The organism is Shewanella sp. QJM3NY_23 (assembly GCF_056173105.1).
Window position 1 is genome coordinate 2,398,915 of the sequence record NZ_CM149657.1, and the last position, 25,320, is coordinate 2,424,234.

At 45.0% G+C, this 25,320-nt stretch carries 17 protein-coding genes; 14 read left to right on the forward strand and 3 right to left on the reverse strand.

The genetic code is table 11. The annotated features are described in order from the left end of the window. Positions 1 to 9: 9 nt before the first annotated feature. The 3 genes from AC0VXX_RS10820 (at position 10) to AC0VXX_RS10830 (ending at position 8,108) form a co-directional block, all read left to right on the forward strand. Entirely contained in the window at positions 10 to 2,742 is a 2,733-nt protein-coding gene (locus AC0VXX_RS10820) for an insulinase family protein (RefSeq protein ID WP_475516998.1), read from the forward strand. Between the two features lie 338 nt (positions 2,743 to 3,080). Continuing rightward, the gene (locus AC0VXX_RS10825; protein ID WP_475514239.1) at positions 3,081 to 7,403 is read left to right on the forward strand and encodes an EAL domain-containing protein; all 4,323 of its coding nucleotides are present in this window, start codon (positions 3,081 to 3,083) and stop codon (positions 7,401 to 7,403) included. A 198-nt stretch (positions 7,404 to 7,601) separates the two neighbouring features. Continuing rightward, complete coding sequence (locus AC0VXX_RS10830) at positions 7,602 to 8,108, forward strand: hypothetical protein (RefSeq protein ID WP_475514240.1); 507 nt, start codon at positions 7,602 to 7,604, stop codon at positions 8,106 to 8,108. A gap of 245 nt (positions 8,109 to 8,353) precedes the next feature. Here AC0VXX_RS10830 and AC0VXX_RS10835 read toward each other — a convergent pair whose 3' ends face one another. The 3 genes from AC0VXX_RS10835 to fadI form a co-directional block, all read right to left on the reverse strand. Beyond that, a complete protein-coding gene (locus tag AC0VXX_RS10835) occupies positions 8,354 to 8,554 on the reverse strand; it encodes a hypothetical protein (RefSeq protein WP_475514241.1) in 201 nt (66 codons plus the stop codon). A 268-nt stretch (positions 8,555 to 8,822) separates the two neighbouring features. Continuing rightward, positions 8,823 to 10,943: a fatty acid oxidation complex subunit alpha FadJ gene (fadJ, locus tag AC0VXX_RS10840; protein WP_475514242.1), complete on the reverse strand. Its 2,121-nt coding sequence runs from the start codon at positions 10,941 to 10,943 to the stop codon at positions 8,823 to 8,825. 4 nt (positions 10,944 to 10,947) lie between these two features. Next, positions 10,948 to 12,258, reverse strand: a complete 1,311-nt coding sequence (fadI, locus tag AC0VXX_RS10845; RefSeq protein WP_110456114.1) for an acetyl-CoA C-acyltransferase FadI — start codon at positions 12,256 to 12,258, stop codon at positions 10,948 to 10,950. A 401-nt stretch (positions 12,259 to 12,659) separates the two neighbouring features. Here fadI and AC0VXX_RS10850 point away from each other — a divergent pair, with 401 nt between their 5' ends. The 11 genes from AC0VXX_RS10850 to AC0VXX_RS10900 all read left to right on the forward strand — a co-directional run bounded on the left by AC0VXX_RS10850 (position 12,660) and on the right by AC0VXX_RS10900 (position 25,297). After that, on the forward strand, positions 12,660 to 13,616 hold the full coding sequence (locus tag AC0VXX_RS10850) for an AAA family ATPase (RefSeq protein ID WP_110456115.1): 957 nt from the start codon (positions 12,660 to 12,662) through the stop codon (positions 13,614 to 13,616). Then, on the forward strand, positions 13,616 to 14,545 hold the full coding sequence (locus AC0VXX_RS10855) for a DUF58 domain-containing protein (protein WP_475514243.1): 930 nt from the start codon (positions 13,616 to 13,618) through the stop codon (positions 14,543 to 14,545). The genes AC0VXX_RS10850 and AC0VXX_RS10855 overlap by 1 nt, the downstream gene beginning before the upstream one ends. After that, a complete protein-coding gene (locus tag AC0VXX_RS10860; protein ID WP_475514244.1) occupies positions 14,546 to 15,049 on the forward strand; it encodes a DUF4381 domain-containing protein in 504 nt (167 codons plus the stop codon). It begins immediately after the preceding gene. Beyond that, positions 15,037 to 16,041, forward strand: a complete 1,005-nt coding sequence (locus tag AC0VXX_RS10865) for a vWA domain-containing protein (protein ID WP_475514245.1) — start codon at positions 15,037 to 15,039, stop codon at positions 16,039 to 16,041. Before AC0VXX_RS10860 ends, AC0VXX_RS10865 begins: the two co-directional genes overlap by 13 nt. Further along, positions 16,038 to 17,948, forward strand: coding sequence for a vWA domain-containing protein (locus AC0VXX_RS10870; RefSeq protein ID WP_475514246.1), 1,911 nt, complete (start codon positions 16,038 to 16,040; stop codon positions 17,946 to 17,948). Before AC0VXX_RS10865 ends, AC0VXX_RS10870 begins: the two co-directional genes overlap by 4 nt. After that, positions 17,942 to 19,564, forward strand: coding sequence for a BatD family protein (locus tag AC0VXX_RS10875; protein ID WP_475514247.1), 1,623 nt, complete (start codon positions 17,942 to 17,944; stop codon positions 19,562 to 19,564). Before AC0VXX_RS10870 ends, AC0VXX_RS10875 begins: the two co-directional genes overlap by 7 nt. Positions 19,565 to 19,665: 101 nt before the next feature. Then, the gene (locus AC0VXX_RS10880) at positions 19,666 to 20,229 is read left to right on the forward strand and encodes a sigma-70 family RNA polymerase sigma factor (RefSeq protein WP_475514248.1); all 564 of its coding nucleotides are present in this window, start codon (positions 19,666 to 19,668) and stop codon (positions 20,227 to 20,229) included. After that, complete coding sequence (locus tag AC0VXX_RS10885) at positions 20,222 to 20,926, forward strand: DUF3379 domain-containing protein (protein ID WP_475516999.1); 705 nt, start codon at positions 20,222 to 20,224, stop codon at positions 20,924 to 20,926. The genes AC0VXX_RS10880 and AC0VXX_RS10885 overlap by 8 nt, the downstream gene beginning before the upstream one ends. Before the next feature lie 137 nt (positions 20,927 to 21,063). Further along, entirely contained in the window at positions 21,064 to 22,515 is a 1,452-nt protein-coding gene (gene putP / locus AC0VXX_RS10890) for a sodium/proline symporter PutP (RefSeq protein ID WP_475514249.1), read from the forward strand. Between the two features lie 438 nt (positions 22,516 to 22,953). Continuing rightward, entirely contained in the window at positions 22,954 to 24,270 is a 1,317-nt protein-coding gene (locus tag AC0VXX_RS10895; protein WP_475514250.1) for an OmpP1/FadL family transporter, read from the forward strand. A 316-nt stretch (positions 24,271 to 24,586) separates the two neighbouring features. Then, complete coding sequence (locus tag AC0VXX_RS10900) at positions 24,587 to 25,297, forward strand: SIMPL domain-containing protein (protein ID WP_475514251.1); 711 nt, start codon at positions 24,587 to 24,589, stop codon at positions 25,295 to 25,297. Positions 25,298 to 25,320 lie beyond the last annotated feature (23 nt).

Sequence of the window (25,320 nt, forward strand, 5' to 3'; positions counted from 1 at the left end):
TATCGCTATATGCAACTTAGCAATCGATTAAGGGTGCTTTTAGTCGAAGATTGGCAAACCAATCAAGGCGCAGCCTCGATGGCAGTGAATGTGGGTCACTTTGACGATCCTAACGCCCGCCCGGGTATGGCACACTTTTTAGAACATATGCTCTTTCTTGGCACCGAAAAATACCCAGATTCGGGCGAGTATCATGCTTTTATTAACCAGCATGGCGGCAGTAACAATGCGTGGACAGGAACCGAGCAAACCAACTTCTTTTTTTCAATCGATGCCGACGTTTTTGAAGAGTCACTCGATCGCTTTAGTCAATTTTTCATCGCCCCTTGTTTTAATCTCGACTTGGTTGACCGAGAACGGCATGCCATTGAATCGGAATTTAGCCTAAAACTGAAAGACGATATTCGCCGTGTGTATCAAGTGCAAAAAGAAACCGTAAATCCAGCTCATCCATTTAGTAAATTTTCCGTGGGTAACTTACAAACCTTATCTGGTAGCCAACAAACATTACGCGACGAATTAGTGGCATTTTATCAGCAGCACTACAGCGCAAATTTAATGACCCTTTGTTTAGTAGCGCCCTTACCAATTGATACATTAGCCCAATTAGCCAAGCGTTATTTCTCATCCATTGTTAATAATGATTTGCATAAACACTATCCTGCTACGCCGCTCTACCAAGCAGCACAGTTAGGCCAACAGATAAACATAGTGCCACTTAAGGAGCAGCGCCGAGTCGCCATCACCTTTCCGCTGCCCGCCATTGACGGCTTCTATAAACGCAAGCCCCTCACTTTTATCAGCCATTTATTGGGTTATGAAGGTAAAGGAAGTTTACTCAGTTACTTAAAAAGTCAGGATTGGGCTGCGAATCTCTCGGCTGGCGGCGGCGTAAGTGGCTATAACTTTAAAGATTACAACATCAGTATTCAGTTAACCGATAAGGGACTTGCGCAACTCGATGATGTCATTCAAGCGACATTTGAATACTTAACCCTCATCAAACATAGTGGCTTAACCTCGTGGCGTTACCAAGAGCGGGCCAATCTATTAACCCTAGCATTTAAGTACCAAGAGCAGATAAAAGCACTCGACTTAGCGAGTCATCTCAGTATTAACATGCACCATTATGATGTCGAAGATATCGTTTATGGCGATTACCGCATGGATGGCCTCAATATCGCAGAAACCCAAGCCTTACTGGCGTTAATGACACCAGATAACCTGCGCATTCAGCTGATCTCGCCAGAACTCGACACCGACAAACAAGCGGCGTGGTATCACTCCCCGTATAAAATCAAACCCATTGATAAAGCTCGTTTAACCCCATGGTACAACCCCACAATACGACAGGAGCTCAGCCTTCCGGAAGTTAACCCTTTTATTATTGCCGACTCCGTCGCAAGAGATGAAAAAAGCGCGCACAATGTTCCTGTGATTGTCTGCCAAGAAAATGGCTACCGGATTTGGCATCGAAAAGACGATGAGTTTAATGTCCCTAAAGGACATATCTACCTATCCCTAGACTCACAGCAAGCGACCGCCACTCCCCGTCATGCGGCGCTGACACGCTTGTATGTCGAAATGCTGTTGGATTATTTGACGGAATACACTTACCCCGCCGAAGTGGCTGGACTCAGCTATAATATTTACCCTCATCAGGGCGGTATTACACTGCATCTAACCGGATTTACCGGCAAACAAGAGGCTCTGCTGGCGTTATTAATCAGCAAAGCCAGAGAGCGTAATTTTACCCAAGAGCGCTTTAAGCAAATTAAGAAGCAGATATTACGCAGCTGGTATAATCAAAGCCGTGCCAAACCTATCTCGCAATTATTTACCAGCTTAACGGTTACACTGCAACGACGCAGCTATGAGCCACTGCGCATGGCTGAAGAGTTAGAAAAACTCACCTTAGACGATCTGCACGAGCATATCAGCCGCTTCTATGAAAAGTTGCATTTGGAAGGGTTAGTCTATGGAGATTGGTTAACTAAAGAAGCTAAAGCCTTAGGTAAACGACTCGAGCATATTTTGTCACTCGTCTCATCCCCTAGTGGCGAGTCTGAGCGCGAACTGATTAACCTTGAAAATGTCGGCACCCTCATCAGAGAGGTCCGCGTCGCACATCAAGATAGTAGTATCATCGTTTACTATCAATCGGCACAAGCATCGACGTTAAACATGGCATTATTTAGCTTGCTCAACCACACGATGTCGTCTACTTTTTTTCATGAACTGCGCACTAAACGTCAATTGGGTTACATGGTCGGTACCGGCTACTTACCACTCAATCGCTACCCTGGCATGATTTTCTATATTCAATCACCAACAACAGGGCCCCTGCAACTGCTGGAAGCTATTGATGAGTTTATCGCTGACTTTAATTATGCGGTGATGCAGATAACAAATACCCAATGGGAACTTACCAAACAAGGCTTAATTAGCCAAATCATGGAACATGATCCCAACTTAAAAACCCGTGGCCAACGTTACTGGTCCAGTATTGGCAATAAAGATTATCAATTTAACCAACGAGAGCTCGTCGTCGAAGCATTAAAACAACTGACTCGTTCTGATTTAATTAAATTTATGATGCAAAAAATGCGCACTAAACATTGCGATCGTCTCGTATTGTTTACCACGGGTGAGCAACATAGAAATCAGGAACCACTTAACTCAGACAATATGATCACAGACCTGCGCTCATTTAAACAGCAAGCCCCCAAATTTAGTTATTAACACCTGAATAATACACTAGGGCAACCCCTTATCTTCAACCGCACTTGGCATCAGTTCTGCTTGACGCAAGCAAACCAGATGCCAACCACCCAAAGCAAGCCTTTGATAAATATGATATTAGCATGCATCTGACGCCATAAATCATCTATAACCTCCCATCAACTTGGCCATTATACCTTCGCCTATCTTTACACAATAAAAGAGCGGTTCTAACGGCTACTGTGTATACCTGATAGCGCAAGGCATTAAAATTAAATGAAAATAAAAATGATTAACATGCAAAAAATTCAGTGTTCTTTTGACAAATCATTCACTTTCTGGAAAAGTAGGTTAACTACATGCTGCCTAAGCACTACTGGCTAATAATCAAACTAATAATTATGCCTAATTCTTTGAAAAATTTATTACTAATTCTTTTTGCGATAACGACATTTACTTCTGAAGTCATTGCTTCTCAATTAAATGAAAAGCCTCTGTTTTATAATTACAGCTCATATAGTGTTCCTGAAGGATTGTCACAAACAACTGTTACATCAGTGACAAAAGATCATAATGGCTACCTATGGATAGGTACACTTAACGGTTTAAACCTTTTTAATGGAAAGATTTTTAAACACTTTTTTTCATCAAATCAGAATAATGGATTGCCTAGCTCATTCATTCGAAGCTTATTAGTTCTTGACAATGGAGAAGTTTTAGTTGGTACAGATAAGGGCCTAGCCAAATTCAATCGTGAAACATATACATTCAACACTATTAACAAAAGTAAAGATATAGCTATATGGTCATTATCAAAAAGTAAGAACTCCGTTTATGTTGGCACGGAGGATTCGATATTTGAATACAAAGATAATGAATTAAATAAAATTATAGAATTCCCTTTTCATGGAATTAAGAATATAGAGGAAAACAACGACAATTTATATATAAGGAATTACAGCGGAACGGTATTTTCAATAGAAAAAGATCAGGTTAAAGTAATAAAGGAAAATGTTAAAAGTTTAGTAACCCATAAAGAAACTCTTATATCTCATAATAAATATGGGGTTTACAAATTAAAAGATGGTGAATTCTTAAAAGTTAACAACTTTAACTATGACTCGATAACATCAAGTGACAGTTTAACCCTAGGATTAAAAGACAACAAAATATATAAACTCGAAGAAATAGAAAAAAATAATAGAGTTTTACTTGGCGAAATAGAAATACCAGTACATGTATCTAATATAGAAATATACAACTTAAATGAAGAGATATACCTAACAACTCACAATGCTGGCTTTTATCAAATAAAAAAAATAGAGAATATTATTTCAAGAGCTAAAATAACGAAAGAAAATGTTTGGTCACTAGACCAAAGCTCTAATGGGATTTTAATTGCTACTGATGACAACAATATTAACTTATACGATGAAAAATATGACCTTGTCGAATCCTACGATTCAAAAGTTAATGGTCCTAAACAAGTAAAATGGAATCGTGATAAAATTATTATCACCACCACGGAAGGTGTTATAGAAATAAACACTAAAACATATGAGCACAAAGTATTAAGTCATAAAGGAGCATTTGCACTATCTCCACCAAATATGAATGGCTCTTTTTTTGTTGGCACTATAGATGGTAAAGTTTTAAATTTTGACATCTCAGGAAAAATAAAAACATCAACAGAAATAGATAAAGAAAACCCAATATTTGGAATAGAAGAAAATTCAAAATCAATATGGATAACATCTCAAAAAGGTTTATTTGAGATAAATAAGAAAGATGGAGAGATCCGAAAAGTATATAGTGATGAATTGGTAATAAGCTTACATTTAAATGGTGAAGATGTTTATTTCGGAACTGAAACAACTCTCTTTCACTTCAGTTCAAAACTAGGAATTGAAAAGCTATACTCTCCCCAGAAACCAATTTACTCAATAGTAACTGATGGGGAAATAATACTATCCTCATCAATTAAAGACATATCAATAACAAACCTTAAAAACAAAGTAACAAGACCACTATCTACCGTTTACGGTAGTCAAAACGAATATAATGCACAGTCAGTTTTAAAAAACAATGGATTAGTATACTTTGGAGGTATAAGTGGAGTTAGTTTAATTTCAACATATAACTTAAAAAAACTACTTGAAAAAAGTAAGGCACCAAAAGTTGACTTACAAGAGTTATCAATTTTCAACACTCCAGAAATAATTGGAAACAACGTATTAAAAAAACATCTAAACTCTACCGAAAATGTTAAATTGAACTATTCAGATTATCCATTTACAATTTCATTTGACAGCCCTGGTTTTAAAAGAGAAGAAGTTGAATATTATTATCAGATGAATGGTTTGTCAGACTCATGGATAGCGGCTAAAGGAATTGATTCAGCAACGTATACTAATTTATCGCCAGGTGAATATATTTTTAGCATCTATGCAGTTGACAATTTATCTTTAAAAAAAGGGGAAACAAAGAGTCTTAATATAGAGATCACTCCCCCTTGGTGGCTATCACTTCAAGCTAAGTTAGTTTATTTGTCTATTTTTTTAATCATTAGTAGTCTTATCGCCAAAGCAATACTCAAAAAGCGAGAAATACAACGCCAAATCGCTAAATCAGAAGAGCGCTTAAAATTATCACTCTGGGGAAGTGGCGATGAGATGTGGGACTGGGATATAGAAACAGGACAAATATACCGTTCTAATATTTGGGGCTCATTAGAGTTCCCTCGCGATGGTCAGCGCTCAGGAGAGCAAGGTCAAGAGAGTAATATCCACCCCATGGATCAAGAGCGAGTGAATACGGCACTGAATAAACACTTCTATGGTGAAACCGATCATTTCGAAGCTGCATACCGGGTCAAAGGTAAGGATGAGCAATGGGTATGGATTTTAGATAGAGCTAAAATAGTTGAACGCGATGAAAATGATAAAGCACTAAGAATGACGGGCACCATAAAAAATATCAGTAACTTTAAACAGGCTGAGGAGCAATTAAGATTATTTGAACGTGCTATTGAAAATATTTCCGAAGGCATGTTCATCTTAGATAGTGAATTTAAGTTTGTTGAAGTCAACGAGGCCTGTTGTGATTTATGTGAAAGAAGCCGTAGTGACTTTATCGGCTCACTATTTAAGTTCGACCTATATCCAGAAAGTTACTCTCAACAGATCCGCTCAATATTGCAACAACAAGGCAGCTGGAGTAATGAAGTAGAGTCACCAAAAGGAAATAACAGCAGCTTCTTAATGGAACTCACGGTCGATGCCATTTATGATGAGCAAGGGGTACTCTCCCATTATGTTGGTGTATTTTCGGATATCTCACGCCGTAAACAACAAGAAGAAGAACTGAGAAAGCTCACCAACAATGATTTATTAACCAATCTACCCAATCGCTCGAGTTTGATGGTGACTTTGGGAAATCTAGTCAAAAAAGACACTCATCATACTTTAATGATCCTCGATCTGGATAACTTCAAAAAAATCAATGATTCATTAGGGCATCAAGTCGGCGATGAACTACTGATTAAAGTCGCCCATAGAATAGAAGCAACCGTACCACGCCATACTAGTATATATCGGTTAGGGGGTGATGAATTTGCTATCCTAATCGATAATAATCCTGATATTGGATCAAGTGCAATTATTGCAAATAATGTGGTAGACGCGTTTTCAAATCCTTTCGAGCTCACCAGAGACAGAGTTGTCGTTGGAGTCAGTATTGGTATTGTGCTCTACCCTGAAGATGATCAAAATGAGCAAGCACTCCTGCGTAAAGCCGATATTGCCATGTATCATGCTAAATCTGCTGGCGGTAATCGTTACCAATTTTATTCAGAGTCACTCAATCGCAATGCAATTCGCCAGCTGGAAGTTGAAAACCTGATAAGACAAGGGCTGAAAGATGACCTGTTTGAGGTTCACTATCAGCCTAAAGTCGATCTCAAGTCGGGTAAAATGGCGGGAATGGAAGCACTCGTTCGCTTAAATCACCCAACCCTAGGTTTAATTCCGCCTAACGAATTCATACCATTAGCTGAAGAAAATGGTCTTATCGTAGAAATTGGCGAGGTCGTTATGCGTAAAGCCTGCTTCGCAGCACAAAATTGGCGTAATCAAGGACTGTTTAATGGTCGTGTTGCCGTCAATTTATCATCGCTACAATTTGCACTACCCGATCTACAGCAACGTATAGAGTCAATTTTACGTCTCACCCAACTACCAGCAAGCAATCTAGAGCTTGAAATTACCGAAGGTACTGTCATTAAACAACCAGAAAAAGCCATAAAAGTGATGATGCAATTATCAAAAATGGGCGTCAGCCTAGCATTAGATGACTTTGGCACCGGATATTCATCACTGTCCTATCTCAAACGCTTTCCAATCAATACTCTAAAAATAGATAAGGCGTTTGTAGATGATATAGATAAATCAGATAGAGACTTAAAAATGGTCGACTCAATTATCACTATCGCCCACAACATGGGGTTGTCCGTAGTGGGAGAAGGCGTTGAAGACGCGTCGCAGCTCAGTATATTGAAAGCCCTTAAATGTGAAGAAATACAGGGGTTTATATTTAGCAGAGCGGTTAGTGAACAAGACTTTAGCGAACTCTTAAAACAAGAAAACTTACAATACAGTTCAATCGATAACATTAAAAAAGCATAGAATAATGTATAGCTTCAGTTATCGCTAAGGCTTTACCTTAAACCTAAAGAACAGCACATAAAAAACAACTAAAAAACAACCAAAGGCACATTAAGTGGCAATAAATTAAAAACATGGCATAACACCTGCATTACCTCTTTCAGACGTCAACAATTTGTTGGCAATAATAAAATTATAAACTCTGAGAGAATGAACACTATGATTACTTCAATTGTTACTGCCATCGCCCTTGCTCTTTCTGTAAATGCAACTGATAACAATTCACTTACAAATATTGACACTAACATCTCAAAAAATTCGATAGAATTAGCAGGTGTACCTCATGTTCGCTTCAAACCTGTAGAAACCGCTGGCGTACCTCATGTTCGCTTTAAGCCTGTTGAAACCGCTGGCTCACCACACATTCGTTTTAAGCCTCTTGAAACCGCTGGCTCACCACACATTCGTTTTAAGCCTCTTGAAACCGCTGGCTCACCACACATTCGTTTTAAGCCTCTTGAAACCGCTGGCGTACCTCATGTTCGCTTTAAGCCTGTAGAAACCGCTGGCGTACCTCATGTTCGCTTCAAGCCTATTGAAACTACTGGTGTACCTCATGTTCGCTTCAAGCCTGTTGAAACTGCTGGTGTACCTCATGTTCGCTTTAAGCCTGTTGAAACCGCTGGTGTACCTCATGTTCGCTTCATCAACTCTGCAACGGCTTAAGTTTAAAGGAGAATCATTATGTTGAAATCAATAAAGAAAGCTCTTGGACTTAATTGCAAACCCGAACGTAAAAAAGTAAAACTACCAGCAGGTCTGGATCGTTTAGAAGTGATCCCAGCTAAGGGATGGTGGAATTAATTATTATCCTCAGGCAAGGGTTTACCAAGCACAATCACGAAAAAAGGAGCATAAATGCTCCTTTTTTCGTGATTGTAGTAATAACCTAGTGACTAAAGCCCTAAGCATTACAGGCGGATAATTGCAGCACCTTTACCTTGAGCACGTTTGATAGCTAAACGCTTATGAGTTGCTAACAAGGGGTAGCCAACGGGACCAATAAGCAAACCTAATAAGGCCCAGCGTTTAACCCCAAGCCCTGCGCGAAACGCCATATTTCCCATGACCACACTGCTTAATGTGAGAATACTACCTACCAATACAATCACTTAAAACCTCAACTGTTAACTTATTAACCCGTTACGGCTAATCACTTGTGTCATCACACATGTTGTCCTGTTTGTACCAACGACTTTGCCAAACACTTTTACAAGCAGGCATGATAACGAAACCAAAGTGACAAGTGAACAAAAAACAGGCAGTAATTTTCCTTGAGCCAAAAAAAACGCGGCATCATGTTGCCGCGTTGTTAATTAAAATATCATCATTTTAAATCAAGGCTTTTAGGATCACTGCTGCATTTTAAGCAGAATTCATTTATTGATGAAATTGTGCACCTGAGGTCGCCATGTCCACCAGTGTATAGCATGGTTTAAATCGTTCACCATGGACATTGGCATAACGGTTTAATTGCTCTACTAATTTGTCAGCCCCTAAGGTATCGATGTAGCGGAAAGGCCCACCTAAAAACGGCGGGAAACCGATACCAAATATTGCACCGATATCACCATCACGTGCTGAGGCAATAATCCCCTCTTCTAAACAGCGCACCGCTTCATTAAGCATCTGCACTACGCAGCGCTGTGCCAATTCAGGGGCATCAGTACTCGCAGATGGGGTTAACCCCAACAGAGTATATACCGTCTCATCGACCTGTTTCTTTTTCGATTTAGAGCCGTATTGATAGAAACCTTTGCCATTTTTACGACCCTTACGATCGTCAGCGAGTAACTTATCAAAGGCTGCAGGCGCCTTAAAACGCTCGCCAAGTTCTTTCTCTAAAATAGGCGAAATCTTAGCCCCAACATCAATGCCGACTTCATCGAGCAACGTCATTGGCCCAACCGGAAAACCAAACTTGACTAAGGCTTTATCTAGATGATCAACGCTTTGCCCTTCCAACAATAAGTTTGCAGCTTCATTCATGTACAAGGCTAAAATACGGTTGACATAAAAACCAGCGCCGTCTTGCACGACAATTGGTGTCTTGCCTTGCTTACGCGCAAAGGCCACTGTGGTCGCAATCGTTTGCGCCGAGGTTTTTTCATGGGCAATCACCTCGACAAGAGGCATCTTTTCGACTGGCGAGAAATAGTGTAAACCAATCACATTTTCAGGACGCTCTGCCGCCTCTGCAATTTGCGAGATAGGCAATGACGAGGTATTTGAGGCAAAAATGGTCTCTTCGCCACATTCACGCTCAATATCTTTAACCATCTGATGTTTTAAGGCTAAATCTTCAAATACCGCTTCAACAACGATATCTGCATCTTTAACGCCTGTATACTCAGTGGTCGTGGTCATCAGAGACATGATATTATCACGCACGGCCGGCGTCATATGACGGCGCTTAACCCCTTTATCCAGTAGCTTGTAGGCATAGGATAATGCGTTGCTTAATCCGGTTTCATTGATATCTTTGACCCGCACCGGAATTTTAGCTTTAGTCGTGGTCACAGACGCAATACCACCACCCATTAAGCCGCCGCCCAAAATCACCGCTTTATGAACGGGTTTAGGTTGCACGTCACCTGCACCCGACTCTTTTTTCATCTCTGTGGTGGCAAAGAAAATACTTCTTAACGCTGCCGACTCGGCCGACACCACTAAGTCACCAAAATGACTCGCTTCGACATCAAGGCCTACAACCATGCTTTTGGTCATGCCTTGACGTACGCAATCGATAATTTTAGCTGGCGCAGGATAGTTACCCTGAGTCTTTTTGTTAACTTGCTTTAACGCTTGATCGAACACAATATTGCGCCCAACAGACGTGCCTTCTAGCAGACGATTGACCAGCGACACTTTACGTTTAGGCGCTATTTTTTTGCCTGCTAACGCCATCTCTATGGCCGTTTGCAACAAAATCGATTCAGGTACCACATCGTTAACTAAGCCCATTTTTAAGGCTTGTTTAGGGCGAACTTGCTTACCCGTCAACATCATATCCAGTGCAGTAGTGATCCCCACCAAACGCGGTAATCGCTGGGTACCGCCGCCGCCGGGTAATAAGCCTAACTGTACTTCAGGCAGTCCCATCATGGTTTTATTACTGTCACTGCACACTCGCTGATGACAGGCCAATGCCAACTCTAATCCGCCACCTAGGCAGGCACCATGAATGGCGGCAACCACAGGAATGTTTAGCGACTCAAGAGCCAGAAACACCTCATGACCCTGTTTAGACAGCTGCCTTGCATCTTCGGCGGTTTGACACGCAGCCAGCATAGAAATATCAGCACCAGCCACAAATGAATCTTTTTTGCCCGACACCAACACTATGCCACGGATCTGTGAGTCCGCTTTTATCTCGGCCAACATTTCACAGATCTCTGGGCCAAATTCGGCGCGCAGGGTATTCATTGTTTCGCCAGGTACATCCATTGTCAAAACGGCAATGCCATTTTCAAGGCGATTTAAACTAAAACTCTTTTCCATGAGATCACTCCACTTCTACAATCATTGCTGCACCAAGACCACCCGCGGCGCAGGCCGTGGCAAGGCCTGTGCCCCCACCACGTCGTTTCAATTCACGACACACTTGGGTTATCAAACGCGTACCTGTGGCGGCAAAAGGATGACCATAAGCGAGTGAACCACCCAGCACATTAAATTTACTCATATCTATTTCACCGATGGCGCGATCACGGCCGAGCTTTTCTGCGGCAAACTTCTTCGACGCAAACATCTGCATGTTAGCAAGAGTTTGCGCCGCAAATGCTTCGTGCATCTCGATAAGGGTTAAATCTTCCAGTTCCATCCCGGCACGCTTAAGGGCTAACGGCGTAGCGTATGATGGGCCCATCAGCATATCTTGCCACACATCAATGGCGGTAAAAGCGTAGCTCTTGATATAGCCAATAGGTTGATAACCTAAGGCTTTAGCACGGCTTTCACTCATCAACAACACAGCCGAAGCGCCGTCGGTTAATGGCGTACTATTAGCAGCGGTGACAGTGCCATGTTTACGATCAAACGCGGGGCGCAGTTTGGCATAAGACTCTAGAGATGAATTTTGACGAATATTATTATCCCGATCGATAAAGGACTTATAAGGCGGCACATGGGCAGTCATCACTTCATCACGTAAGTTACCAGAGTCCCATGTTTCTGTCGCCAAGGTGTGCGAGCGATGGGCAAGCGCATCTTGATCGGCGCGGCTAATATTATAGGTTTTAGCCATCTGCTCTGCCGTTTGCCCCATTGACAAGCCGGTTGAGTATTCGGCGACCGCAGGCGGGACGGGTAATAAATCTTTTAAACCAAGGCGTCTAAAGATAGCCAGCTTTTGGCTAAAAGTACGGGCTTTATTCAAATCCACTAGCGCATGGGCAAGTTTTTTTGACACACCTATGGGTAATACTGAAGAGGAGTCGGCGCCACCAGCAATCCCGATGTCGATATTGCCTGTCATGATAGATTCAGCCACATTAACGGTCGACTGGAAACTGGTCGCACATGCTCGCGTCACGCTGTAAGCATCGGTCGCTACGCTCATGCCTGTGCCAAGTACAATTTCACGAGCAATATTGGGCGCTGCAGGCATCTGCACCACTTGCCCATAAACCAGTTGCTCAATCTCCTTAGGGTCCAGCTCTGAACGGGCAAGCAGTTCGTTAACCACCATTTTGCCCATATCCAACGCCGATACACCATGAAACGCGCTCGCTTGCTTAGCAAACGGGGTTCTAAGCCCCATCACAATCGCAATACGATCGCCTTTTGCATTCCTAACTTGCTGTAGATGACTCATTTTTTGCCCTCGTGTCACGCCTATTCGAATAGATTCTCATGGCGCAATTATTATTGTTCCCTTACCCACAGATTCAGCTCATTAACCCAAGCAATCAAACAGGTCAGACCATCAAAGTGTGATCTGATTCTAACTTCTTATTCCAAAGTTTTAAACACTTGTTTGGTTTATAGACAGTGAAATTAAAAAAATTCTGTGTTAACAATGTTTAATAAACTAATTACTCTGAGTGATTAGTGTAATTTCCACCACAAGCATGCTAACTTATTTTGCTTCTATGCCATTGCAATGGACAGCTCGAGGCCAATTGGTCCTGTATTTAGACTAGCCAAAACTGGTCTGAATTTTTTACCATATGCGCTGTCTATAGCTCACACAAATTAATATAACTGAGTAGCATCATGCCTTTAAGTCGATTTCATGCATTACGCGAATACCTAGACAATGTCATTCTAGGTCAGCCTGTTCTTACCGAAAATTTACTGATCGCATTAATTGCCGATGGACACCTGTTAGTCGAAGGACCACCAGGTTTAGCCAAAACCCGCGCGGTGAAAGCGCTCAGTGATGGCGTTGAAGGCGATTTCCATCGCATTCAATTTACCCCCGATCTTTTACCAGCCGATCTGACCGGCACCGATATCTACCGCGCACAAACGGGCACCTTTGAATTTGAAGCAGGTCCCATCTTTCATAACCTGATTTTGGCCGATGAGATCAACCGCGCGCCCGCCAAAGTTCAATCGGCACTTCTCGAAGCCATGGCAGAAGGCCAAGTGACCGTTGGCAAACACAGTTATCCTTTACCTAAGTTATTTTTAGTGATGGCCACGCAAAATCCGCTCGAAAATGAAGGCACTTATCCTCTGCCCGAAGCGCAACTCGACCGGTTTCTAATGCACCTTAACTTAGATTACCCGAGCGCCGAAACTGAATTTAAAATCATGCGGTTATCACGTAGTGAAGCCCTAACTCACGATGCGCCCAGTGTCAGCCCAATTGCGCAAGCAGATATTTTTGCCGCCCGTGAAGCCGCACTTGGCCTCTACCTTGCTGAGCCGTTAGAGCAATACATAGTCAATATCGTGATGGCAACTAGGCAGCCGCAGCAATACAGCGACACTCTCGCCAGCTGGCTAGAATACGGCGTGAGCCCACGCGCCACTATTGCTATCGAGCGCTGTGCGCGTGCCCGCGCCTGGTTAATGGAGCGCGACTTTGTCTCTCCTGAAGATATACAAGCCGTGGTGCCCAACGTATTACGCCATCGATTGCTACTCAGTTATCAGGCTCAGGCCGAGGGCGTCAGCAGCGATCAGGTGATCAACCACATTCTTAGCCAAGTCGCGGTGCCTTAATGTCAGTCAGTGAATTACCGCTATTTGCCGATGGCGTATCACTCAATCAAAAAGAGCTACTTGCATGCCAGAATATTGCCCGCGCTCTGCCTGAAACGCCAAGCAAAGCTCGCGCGGCTCTCGCAGGCCACCGCGCGAGCAACATCAGAGGCCGAGGCATGGAGTTTGCCGAAGTACGGCACTACCAAAGTGGTGACGATGTGCGCACCATAGATTGGCGCGTGACCGCTCGCACAGGCAAAGCCCATACTAAATTGTTTGTTGAAGAACGCGAGCGGCCAGTGCTGCTGCTACTGGATTTAAGCCATAGCCTCTATTTTGGCTCAAGCCTAATGCTACAAGCAGTGCAAGCCGCTCATGTGGCTGCGACTTTAGGCTGGCGCGCCGTGGGCCATGGCGATCGACTCGGTGCGCTCATAGCCTGTGAGCAACAACATATCGAGCTCAAACCCCGTAGTCGTCAAAGTGCCATGCTGCCATTGATCTCGGCGATGCAAACGGTTCATCAAGCGCAGCTTGACGGTATGGGATCTCACGTCAGCGAACCTGAGCATATCTACCGCGCCTGCCTGCGTTTACGCCGCATAGCCAAGCCCGGCTCACTGATTTGGATCATCAGTGATGGCAGCCATTTCACGCCGCAGTGCCTGCAGCCATTAACTGAGTTATCTCGCCACTGCGATATAGGCGCCTTACTGATCACCGATCCCCTCAGACAAGGAGAGCTGCCTTTACCTGCTCAGTTTCAGCTGCCAGTCAAAGACGGCGCGCAAGAATTAGTGCTCAACCGAGACAGTTATAACGGTTGGCTAACCCGCCAACACGCCCAGCAACAAGGTTTTATCGATATGATGCGCCAACTTAACGCGCGTTTACGTACAATCAGCGCAGCACAACCATTGAATCAACAGATTGGAGCCTTAAGATAGATGCAAACGGCCAACAATCCAGCCCTTGCTGCCATGAAAGACATTCAACTGCCCGAGCCTATCCATGCCTGGCCACCCGCTTACGGTTATTGGCTGGTACTGGCCGCATGCCTTACTATTTTGGCTGTCTGCCTATGGTGGTTCATCAAGCAATATCGACATCGCGCCGCGAAACGTGAAGCATTAAAGCAATTAGCCCATCTGGCGCTCAAGCACCCACAATTTGCTATTGAAGTTAACACCATACTCAAACGCAGCGCCATGAGCTACCTGCCCCGTGAACAGGTTGCATCACTTGAAGGTGAAGCCTGGTTACTGTGGCTACAGCAGCAGGTCACTCACATAGACGATAACTTGCCGCTGTTATTAGCTAAACGCTACCAGTCCAAGGCACTCACTCCCACTCAAGCTGAGCAACTGCGCCTAGCTGCCATAGGCTGGCTTAAGCAGGCACTGCCACTCAAGCATCGCGCATCGACTAAGGAGGCAGCATGTTCACATTAGCCTGGCCTTGGCTATTACTGTTACTGCCATTACCCTTGATGTTTAAAGGCTCAGGCGCCCAACAGCATCAAACGGGTGGCCATTTACACCTGCCCGGTGTTGCCGATGTCGGTGCGCAGGTTAGCCAGCAGCGGCCACAGCGTCGGCGCTTACCCTATTGGCTTATTTGGTCACTGTTGGTGCTGAGCGCCGCGCGGCCATTGTGGATTGGCGATGCTATCGAGCTGCCCAGCAAAGGGCGCGACTTGATGTTAGCCATTGATTTATCTGGGAGTATGCAGATTGAAGATATGGTCATCGAGGGTAAAACGGTGGATCGTTTTACCTTAGTGCAAGCGGTTATGAGTGATTTTATCCAGCGACGTAAAGGTGACAAATTGGGCCTCATTTTGTTTGCCGACCACGCATATTTGCAAGCGCCGCTGACACAAGATCGCCGCTCTATAGCCCAGTTTTTAGCCGAAGCCCAGATAGGTCTGGTGGGAAAACAAACAGCCATTGGCGAAGCCATCGCCCTGGCGGTTAAACGCTTCGACCAACAGCAACAAAGTAACCGGGTGCTGATCCTCCTCACCGACGGCTCGAATAACTCGGGCAATATTAGCCCAGATCAAGCGGCCGCCATTGCCGCCAAACGCGGCGTGACCATCTATACCATTGGGGTCGGAGCCGAGATAATGGAGCGGCGTACCCTATTTGGTAACGAGCGCGTTAACCCGTCGATGGATCTTGATGAAGCGCAATTGACGGCGCTGGCCAGCGCCACAAACGGGCGTTACTTTCGCGCCCGCAATGCCACCGAACTGGAACAAATTTATCAAATGATCGATAAGTTAGAACCGACCAACAGCGATCAACTCACCTATCGTCCTCAATCAGAGCTGTTTTATTATCCGTTAAGCGCTGCCTTACTTATCAGTGTTCTGCTGATATTGTGGCAGTTGCCGTTATTTCAGTCGCTGCCATGGTTAAGATCACGGGGAGCCTTATGATCCATTTTTTACGCCCCGAATGGCTATTGGCCCTATTACCCTTGGCCCTATTATTGTGGTTTGCCCGTCGTAGCCAATACCAGGTATCAAGCTGGAATCGCTACATCGCGCCTCATTTGGCCAAGGTACTGGTATCAAGCCAAACACAGTCAGGTAAACGCCATCTACATGTGATTGGTTTTAGCTGGTGTATCGCGGTGCTCGCGTTGTCAGGTCCTGCTTTTACCAAGCAAACCCTACCAGTATTTGAAACCAACCAAGGACGCGTGATAGTGATGGATATGTCACTGTCAATGTACGCCACCGACTTGGTGCCTAACCGCTTAACTCAAGCTAAATTTAAAGCCAACGATCTTATTAGCAGTCTCAGCGAAGGTGAAACGGGCTTAATTGCCTATGCTGGTGATGCCTTTACCATTAGCCCACTGACCCGAGACAGGGCGACCCTGTTGAATCTATTACCCACCCTATCGCCAGAGATCATGCCAGTCCCGGGCTCTAATTTGCCTGCGGCTTTAACCCAAGCAACCACTTTGCTTAAGCAAGGGGGACATCTGCGCGGCGATATCATATTACTCACCGATGGGGTAGCTGTAGAGCAAATTAATCAAGCAAAAGCGCATTTACAAGGCAGCCAATATCGGCTCTCAGTGCTTGCCTTTGGCAGCCCACAAGGCGCCGCAATTCGTTTACCTGACGGACAATTAATGCGCGATCGCAGCGACCAAGTAGTGGTAGCCAAAACCGATTATCAACATTTAAGTGAATTAGCCAGCGCCAATGGCGGCAAGGTATTTACTTATCGCGCCGATGGCAGTGATCTCAGCGTGCTAAACCTATGGTTAGCCCAGAGCACAGCAACTAAGGCCAGCGACTTAGAAGGTGAACTGTGGCTCGATGCTGGCCCATATATCGCTTTATTATTGTTATTGCCAGCACTATTAAGCTTTCGACACGCCATTGCAGCACTTAGCTGCATCATGTTGTTCAGCCAACCTACGCCCGCCTACGCCAACAGTTGGCTACACCCTTGGCAGACAGACAACCAACGTGCAATGCAAGCCTATGAAAACCAAGATTATCAGCAAGCGGCAAGCTTGTTTTCCGATCCTAATTGGCAAGCGGCCGCCCGGTATCGCGAAGGCGATTACCAACAAGCTCTTAAGCTGTTTGAGCAAGACACAACTGCAACAGGCTTTTATAACCAAGGCAATAGCTTAATGCAGCTGCAAGATTATGCGACTGCTATTGAGCGCTATCAACAGGCGCTAGCTCAAGATAACGACTTTAGTGATGCGCAGCATAATTTAGCCTTAGCCCAACAACTGCTGGCGCAGCAACAAGCTGATAGTGAGCAGCAAAGTCAGAGCGAACAAAATCAAGACACGCAACAGCAAGAAGGATCTGACAGCAATCAGCAGCAAGGCGATAAACAACAAGATGAGTCAGACAGCAATCAGCAGCAAGGCAATGACAAGTCAGGCGATAAACAGAGCGCAAGTGAACAAAGCGAGCCGTCATCACAGCCGGATAATGCGCCCTCCACTGGCGATGATGAACCAAATAACGAAGCGCCAATGAGCGCTCAAGCACCCAAGCCTGGTGAGAATAATGAGCAGGCTCAGCCTGATCAAGCACAAGCGCGCAGCGATACCAGCGCTAACGAAAACGACAGTTCCAATGCAGCAGAAGATCTAAATGAAGACTCAGATAAAGACCCTCATGATAATACGCAGGCCCAAGCTGTTAGTCAGCCAGCTCCGCCAGAGGAGCTGCCAGCCGACATGCAACGCGCACTGAGCGGCGTCGTAGACGATCCGCAGGTTCTGCTGCGTAATAAAATGCTATTAGAGTATGAAAAACGCCGCCGTCAGGGCACTACATCAAAGGAAAGTGAACAGTGGTAAATCGATATTTTTTAACTTTCGCCTTATTGGCTCTGACTCTCGTCCAGCCAGCTTTTGCCTTAACTCAACTTGAGACCTCAGTAGACAGAAACCCTGCCATCGAGGGCGAATACTTAGTACTGACGATTAAGGCCGACGACGATATCAGCAACGGCAGCTTAGACACCTCAGCGCTATTAAAAGACTTTATCGTGGGTCGCACCAGCGTCAATCGCAGCACCCAAATAGTCAATTTTGATGCACGTAAAGAGACGCGCTGGCAAGTATTATTGGCCCCCAAACGCACAGGGCAGCTGATCATTCCCGCGCTCACCATCGACAATGTCAGCTCTTCGCCCATCACGCTGACGGTCGCGGCGCCTGGCAGTCAACCTGCGCAGATGAAAAACCTATTTATCCGCAGCTCGCTCTCCACCGAGCAGGCTTATGTCGGTCAGTTAGTTACCTACAAGGTAAAACTCTATCTGGCCGTTGAGTTGCAACGCGGAGTATTGAGCGCTCCAAATGTGGAGGGGGCGCAACTTAAGCAGTTAGGCGAAGACAGTGATAGCAGCGAAATTGTCGATGGGCGGCGCTATCGTGTCATCGAGCGCAGCTATAGTATTGTGGCCGATAAACCCGGCACCTTACACTTATCGGGCGCGACTTTTTCTGGTGATGTATTAATTGAAGCCTCGCGTCGTGGTGGCATGTTCTCATTTAATGAAAGCCGCCCCATGCAAGCCCAAGCGGCGCCGAGTGAAATCACTATTTTGCCCATTCCTAGCCAATATCACGGCCAATGGTTAGTGAGCGATCTGGTGGTACTTAAAGAAGATTGGGCTGATATCGATACCATAGAGGTCGGCACGCCCATTACCCGCAATATTACCCTGCTGGCCTCTAATACCGAGCAAACCAGCCTGCCAGCATTAACCATTGGGCTACCCGATGGCTTTAAAATGTATCCTGAAAAGCCCAAACGAGAAACCTTTGTGCGCGACAAACAGGTGGTGTCACAGCTAACACAAACGGCGGCGATAGTACCGACTCAAGCGGGCAGCTACACCTTACCCGAGATCCGCGTGCCTTGGTTTAATTACATCACTCAGACCCAAGAGTTTGCCACCTTACCGGCTCGCACTGTCAACGTGATAGCCGCCAGTGCCAACCCGGTAGCGCTCAACCCAAGCGCCACCACAGTGCAACCCAGCGCTGGCTTTTGGCCTTATCTGAGCGCATTGTTGGCACTACTGTGGCTACTGACTCTGCTGCTGTGGGCTAAAGAGCGTGGTAAAACTGTGGGCAAAAGCATCTCGCCCACGACATCAGCACCTCAACAGACGACAACGGGCTTAAGCGCGCTGCGCCAAGCCTGTCAAACGGGTCATGCTGGGCACATTATCTTGGCCTTACAACAGTATTTTAGCCTGCAACAAGGTATGCCCATGTCCTTAAGTGACATAGCGGCACTCAGCCCTGCACTTAAACATAATATCGATAATATTCAACGCCAAGCATACAGCCCAGCAGCACAACCCATAGACACTGCTGCGCTACTTGATGCCGTCAAACAAGTTACAACGGCAATGCAAACGCAACCATCCAGCGCCTTGTCATCGTTAAACCCAAGCTAAGTCACTTGCTTTACCCAAACCAACAGGAATAAGGTTATTCCTGTTGGTTAAGCACCATATCAATGACGTGAACACCACGTATGCATACATAGCGAGTAAAAATGTTTAGCTTTAAACGAAAGAAAGTACCGAGTCCCTCGGTCAATAATGACATGCTAAGTAAACAACGACGATACGATAGCCTTGTCAGGGCACTTCATGGCGATCTTTACCGTTACGCCTATTGGCTTTGCGGCGATAAACATATCGCAGAAGATATCACCCAAGAGACCTTTTTAAGGGCTTGGCGCTCGCTCGAATCCCTTAAGGATGATAAAGCCGCTAAAGCTTGGTTAATCACTATTTTACGTAGAGAAAATGCCCGAAGGTTTGAGCGCAAACAGTTTGACTACTCTGATGTCGAACAATCTGAATTGGCCGACTATGTGTCGCTGTCAACTGAAGACAATATGGAGCAACATCTGCTAAGACGGCAAATCGGTCGTCTTGAAGTCGAATACCGAGAACCCTTGATCTTACAGGTTATCGGTGGTTTTACTGGCGATGAAATTGCCAACATATTAGAACTGAACCGCAATACCGTTATGACGCGCCTCTTCAGGGCTCGCAACCAATTAAAAGATATGCTCGATGATAAACAAACAAGGGGGCACTCCAATGGATGAGCTGAAATTCCGCCGCGAGGCCTATGAAAATCCACAGCGTCGTGATGCCGACTTCATCGCTGCCATAGGTGAGTCGAGCCAACGCGCTCAGTTTGTCAATGACTTAAAGCGCTTTGACAATCAAATTGAAGCGGCACTTAATATCGATGTCCCCAATGGCTTAGAAGCAAAACTGCTATTAAATCAACAGTTACATCAACACCAAGTACGTCGCCGCAAAATGGGCTTCACTTTAGCTATGGTGGCATCGGTGGCTTTTGTCGCAGGCATCAGTTTTAGCCTGTTTAGGCTGGGACCGGTCGATTTGGGTGAACATGCCCTAGCCCATGTTGCTCATGAGACCGTAGCGATGCAAAGCAGTCTCGATATCAGCTATAACACCATAAATAGTCAGTTAGCGTTACTGGGAAATTTTGCTAATGCTCGTTTTACTGAGCAGCCAGGGCGAGTGTTTTTCAGTACGTTTTGCGACTTTCAAGGCGTTAGAAGTTTGCATTTAGTGATGCAAGGTGAGCAAGGCAAAGTCACCTTATTTATTGTCCCCATTGAAGAGCGCATGATCTTAGAACAAGCCTTTGCCGATAACCGTTATCAAGGGGAAGGCTTTACAGCCGACAACGCCTACATGTTATTAGTTGCGGAACACCACTCAGATATCGACAACATTAAAAACGAAATTCAGCAAACTTTCATCTAAAATGATTACAACCTATGGCGAGTTTTACTTGCCATAGGTTAGATCTTCATCACATCAGCCGCCTTTATTGAGCTGCAGAGCCAACATCTGCTAGCATAGCGACCTCTCAAAAAACATAACTATAAAATGGCACAAGCATGACTATTGAATTACCCATATTAATCACTTTTTTTGGCTACCTTGCCTTAATGATGGGGATAGGCCTATGGGCCTATAAAGCCACCGATTCGGTTGATGACTATATTTTAGGGGGTCGCTCTATGGGCCCTGCAGTTACCGCATTGAGCGTTGGCGCATCTGATATGTCAGGTTGGCTACTATTAGGCTTACCGGGCGCTGTGTATCTCGGTGGATTAGGAGAAGCCTGGATCGGTATTGGCTTAGTTTTTGGTGCATGGCTTAACTGGCTGTTTGTTGCCAAACGCCTGCGTATCTTCACCCAATTTACCGATAACGCGCTAACGCTACCTGACTTTTTTGAAAAACGTTTCGACGATAAACATGGCATGTTAAGGCTGGTCTCTGCGGTCACCATTTTAGTGTTTTTCACCTTTTATGCCTCCTCTGGTATGGTCGGTGGCGCCATACTGTTTGAGAAAGTCTTTGGTCTAGATTACACCTTAGCCCTTATCATAGGTTCAACTATTATTGTGGCTTACACCTTTGTCGGGGGCTTTTTTGCAGTAAGTTGGACCGACTTTTTTCAAGGCTGTTTAATGCTTATCGCTTTACTGTTTGTCCCTGTGGCCATTTTCAATCAACCCGAAACCCAAAATGGATTACACCAGCTCGATCCCGCCATGCTATCAATGATAAACCCTGAGACCACAGTGTTTGGCATAGTGTCATTACTGGCTTGGGGACTGGGTTATTTTGGCCAGCCACATATTTTATCGCGCTTTATGGCCATCGCCAGCCCAGATGACATTGCAGTGTCGCGTCGTATTGCCATGAGTTGGATGGTTGTTGCCTTAATTGGCGCACTCGCCACGGGGATCGCAGGCTCGCTCTATTTTGCCGATGAACCACTGGCAAACCCAGAGACAGTATTTATCCATTTAGCGCATGCCGCATTTAATCCCTGGATTGGCGGATTACTGATCGCCGCCATTTTATCGGCCATTATGAGTACTATCGACTCGCAGCTGCTGGTGTGTTCGAGTGTGGTCACTGAAGATTTTTATAAAAAATGGCTGCGCCCAGAGGCGAGTAGCAAAGAGTTGATGTTAGTCGGTCGCATTGGTGTGCTCGCTATCGCGCTTATTTCAGGCATTATCGCCCTTAACCCTGAAAGCAGTGTTTTAGGCCTCGTCAGTTATGCATGGGCCGGATTCGGTGCTGCATTTGGCCCTGTGGTGTTACTCGCACTATTTTGGAAGCACTATAGCCGTAATGGTGCCATTGCCACTATTTTAGTGGGCGCGTTAACAGTGGTATTGTGGAAGCAAGTTAGTGGTGGAATATTTGAATTATATGAGATTTTACCTGGATTTTTGTTCGCCACCCTTGCTGGCATAGTCGTGAGCTTACTGTTTAAACCCACTGAAGAGATCACTGAGCAGTTTGAGCAATTTAGCGCAAAGCTTTGATCCTATGCTACTGCACATTACATTGTCACATTAGACTGGGGTGGTAAACGGAGCTAACGATAAACCGGTTTATCGATATCAAGCTTTCAGTCAAATGACTGAGTGATACCCAAAAAGCGTACACGTGTACGCTTTTTTTATACTTGTCACTTTTGACACAAGCAACCCAATTAACAACCTATTAACTAGACAGTTAAACAAGCTGAAACCCACAACACTGGCTACACCTAATGTCGAGAGCCATATTCAGTCACTGCGCCACTTCTGCAACCGCCTAAGCCATTAATTTTACATAAAAATAACATGCAAACTCAATCTGGTCGGAGTTGTTGGCGCATCGCGGCCCCCCTACTATGCATCCGACTAACAAAAGGATCTCGAGAGATTGCTCAGCCAACTCACTAATAAAACGAGACCGATAATAATGAGAATTGATTTATGAAGCCTTTTAACAAGACAATATTAGCCGTTGCCGTTACGCTCGCGAGCTCGCAAACCATGGCAGCTGGTTTTTTACTTAATGCACAATCAGCAACCGGTGTGGGCCGAGCCTTTGCCGGTGATGCCGTTATTGCCGATAATGCATCGGTATTAGCGCGTAACCCAGCCGCGATGGCGCTGTTTGACAAAAAACAACTATCAATGGGATTGAACTACGCCGATGTTGAAGTAACTGTCAGCGATGTTTATATCGACTCTCAGTTAGGCGAAATCCATTACGGCGGTGTCGATGATGCCGCCGATGCCAAACTCATCCCTAACTTTTACTACGTTAGCCCGGTAAACGATAAATTCGCCTACGGTGTGGCGCTGTTCAGTAACTTCGGTACAGGTACCGATACCACAGACTTATCGACTCAACTCGTGGGTGGTAAACTACCCGCGCCGCTCGATCTATTGGGCAAGACTGAAGTCACCACGCTTAACTTCAACCTAAGTGCATCATATCGCTTCAACGACCATTTTAGTGTCGGTGCAGGCCTTGATATGATCTACGGTAAAGGCACGCTCACTCGTGGCGGTACAGTGCCCACGCAAACTGGTAGCATTGAGCAAGAGCTAGTTGATGTCGATGCCGATGGCGTGGCGTTTGGTGGCATTATCGGCGCTGTGTATGAAATCAATGCCGATCACCGTTTTGGCATGAGCTACCGCTTTAGCCCAGACTTTAAAGCCTCGGGTGATATTAATATCTACAACCCACAAGCACAGGCAACAGTTGCCTTTGATGAGATCAATATTCCACTACCCGATATTTTCCAAGTGGCTGGTTTTCATCAATTAACCGATAAATTTGCGCTTCACTATACTGCGCAATTAACCACTTGGGGTGATTTCCACGAGCTAACCGTGACTGATGGGACGTTAGGGCCAGTATCTGTTGGCTCAAGCAGCTTAAAGACCTACGCATGGGATGACTCATGGTTGTTCAGTGTCGGTGGTACTTATAGTCTAAACAACACTTGGACTCTGCGTGCCGGCTTTATGGCTGATGAGGGCGTTGTGGGTGAGCTGAGTTCAATCTCTATCCCAGACTCTGATCGCAAATGGTATACCGCAGGCGCGACCTACGCCTTATCGACCAACACCAGCATCGATTTTGGTATCGCCGTGGTGCGCGGTGAGGATGTCCACCTGATCGAAAACAGCTCAGTCACGGGCGGCTTACCTATTGGGCCAAACACTGGTATGGTCAATGCCACGACGCGCTCAAATGCAACCTATTATTCAATGCAGTACAACTACACGTTTTAAGTACAAGACTGTTTAAATTGTACTGAGCGATAACTGCAATAAAAAAACCGCACATCTGTGTGGTTTTTTTATATTGCAGCCCCCCCTTTTTGATTCAAATAAAACAAAATAGACTATTTAATCAAATATTTAAATAAATAATTTTATCAGACAACCTTGATAATCAAAGCCATTACACACCTAATCTCATAAGAGTAAGAGCTGGTAAACAAGCAAGCTCACCCCATCACAAGACAAGCCTAAAAAATAGGCTAGATAAAAAACCTTAACAAGCATATGCTTTATAAAGCACAACAAGCAATTAGGACGCTTTTTTATGCAAAAATCACTCCCCACGATCCTGCTCGGCGCGTTTATCTGTATTGGTCTCTATCTGCTGGGCAGCCAAGTGGGCAATAGCCTCATCACTATGCGCGCCATGGAGCGCACCGTCACCGTAAAAGGCTTAGCTGAATTGGAAGTGAATGCTGATACCGCCATTTGGCCCATCCGCTTCACTGAGGTGGATAACGACTTAAATAATCTCTACCTCAATGTGCAAAGCAAAACCGATAAAGTGGTTGCTTTCTTGATAAAACAGGGATTTAGCAGTGATGAGGTGTCGATATCATTGCCTTCTATCCAAGACAGACAAGCGCAAGGCTATGTCGATCCTAATGTGCGTTATCGCTACGCCGCACAAGTGACTATCTCCCTTTACACTCAGCGCGTTGAGTTATTACTGCGCATACAAAGCAATCTATTGGAATTAGCCAAAGAAGGTATTGCGATATCGAGCCAAGATTATGATAGCCGCACCGAATTTATTTTTACTCAGTTAAACGACATTAAACCGCAAATGGTGCAGTCTGCCACTGAGAATGCGCGCCAGACAGCAGAAAAATTTGCCATCGATTCGGCCTCAAAACTGGGCAAAATCAAACAGGCCTCTCAAGGGCAGTTCACTATTTCCGATCGCGATAGCAATACGCCCAGCATCAAAAAAATAAGAGTGGTCTCAACACTGACCTATTACCTTAATGATTAATCGCGCAGACAGAATCTTAAACA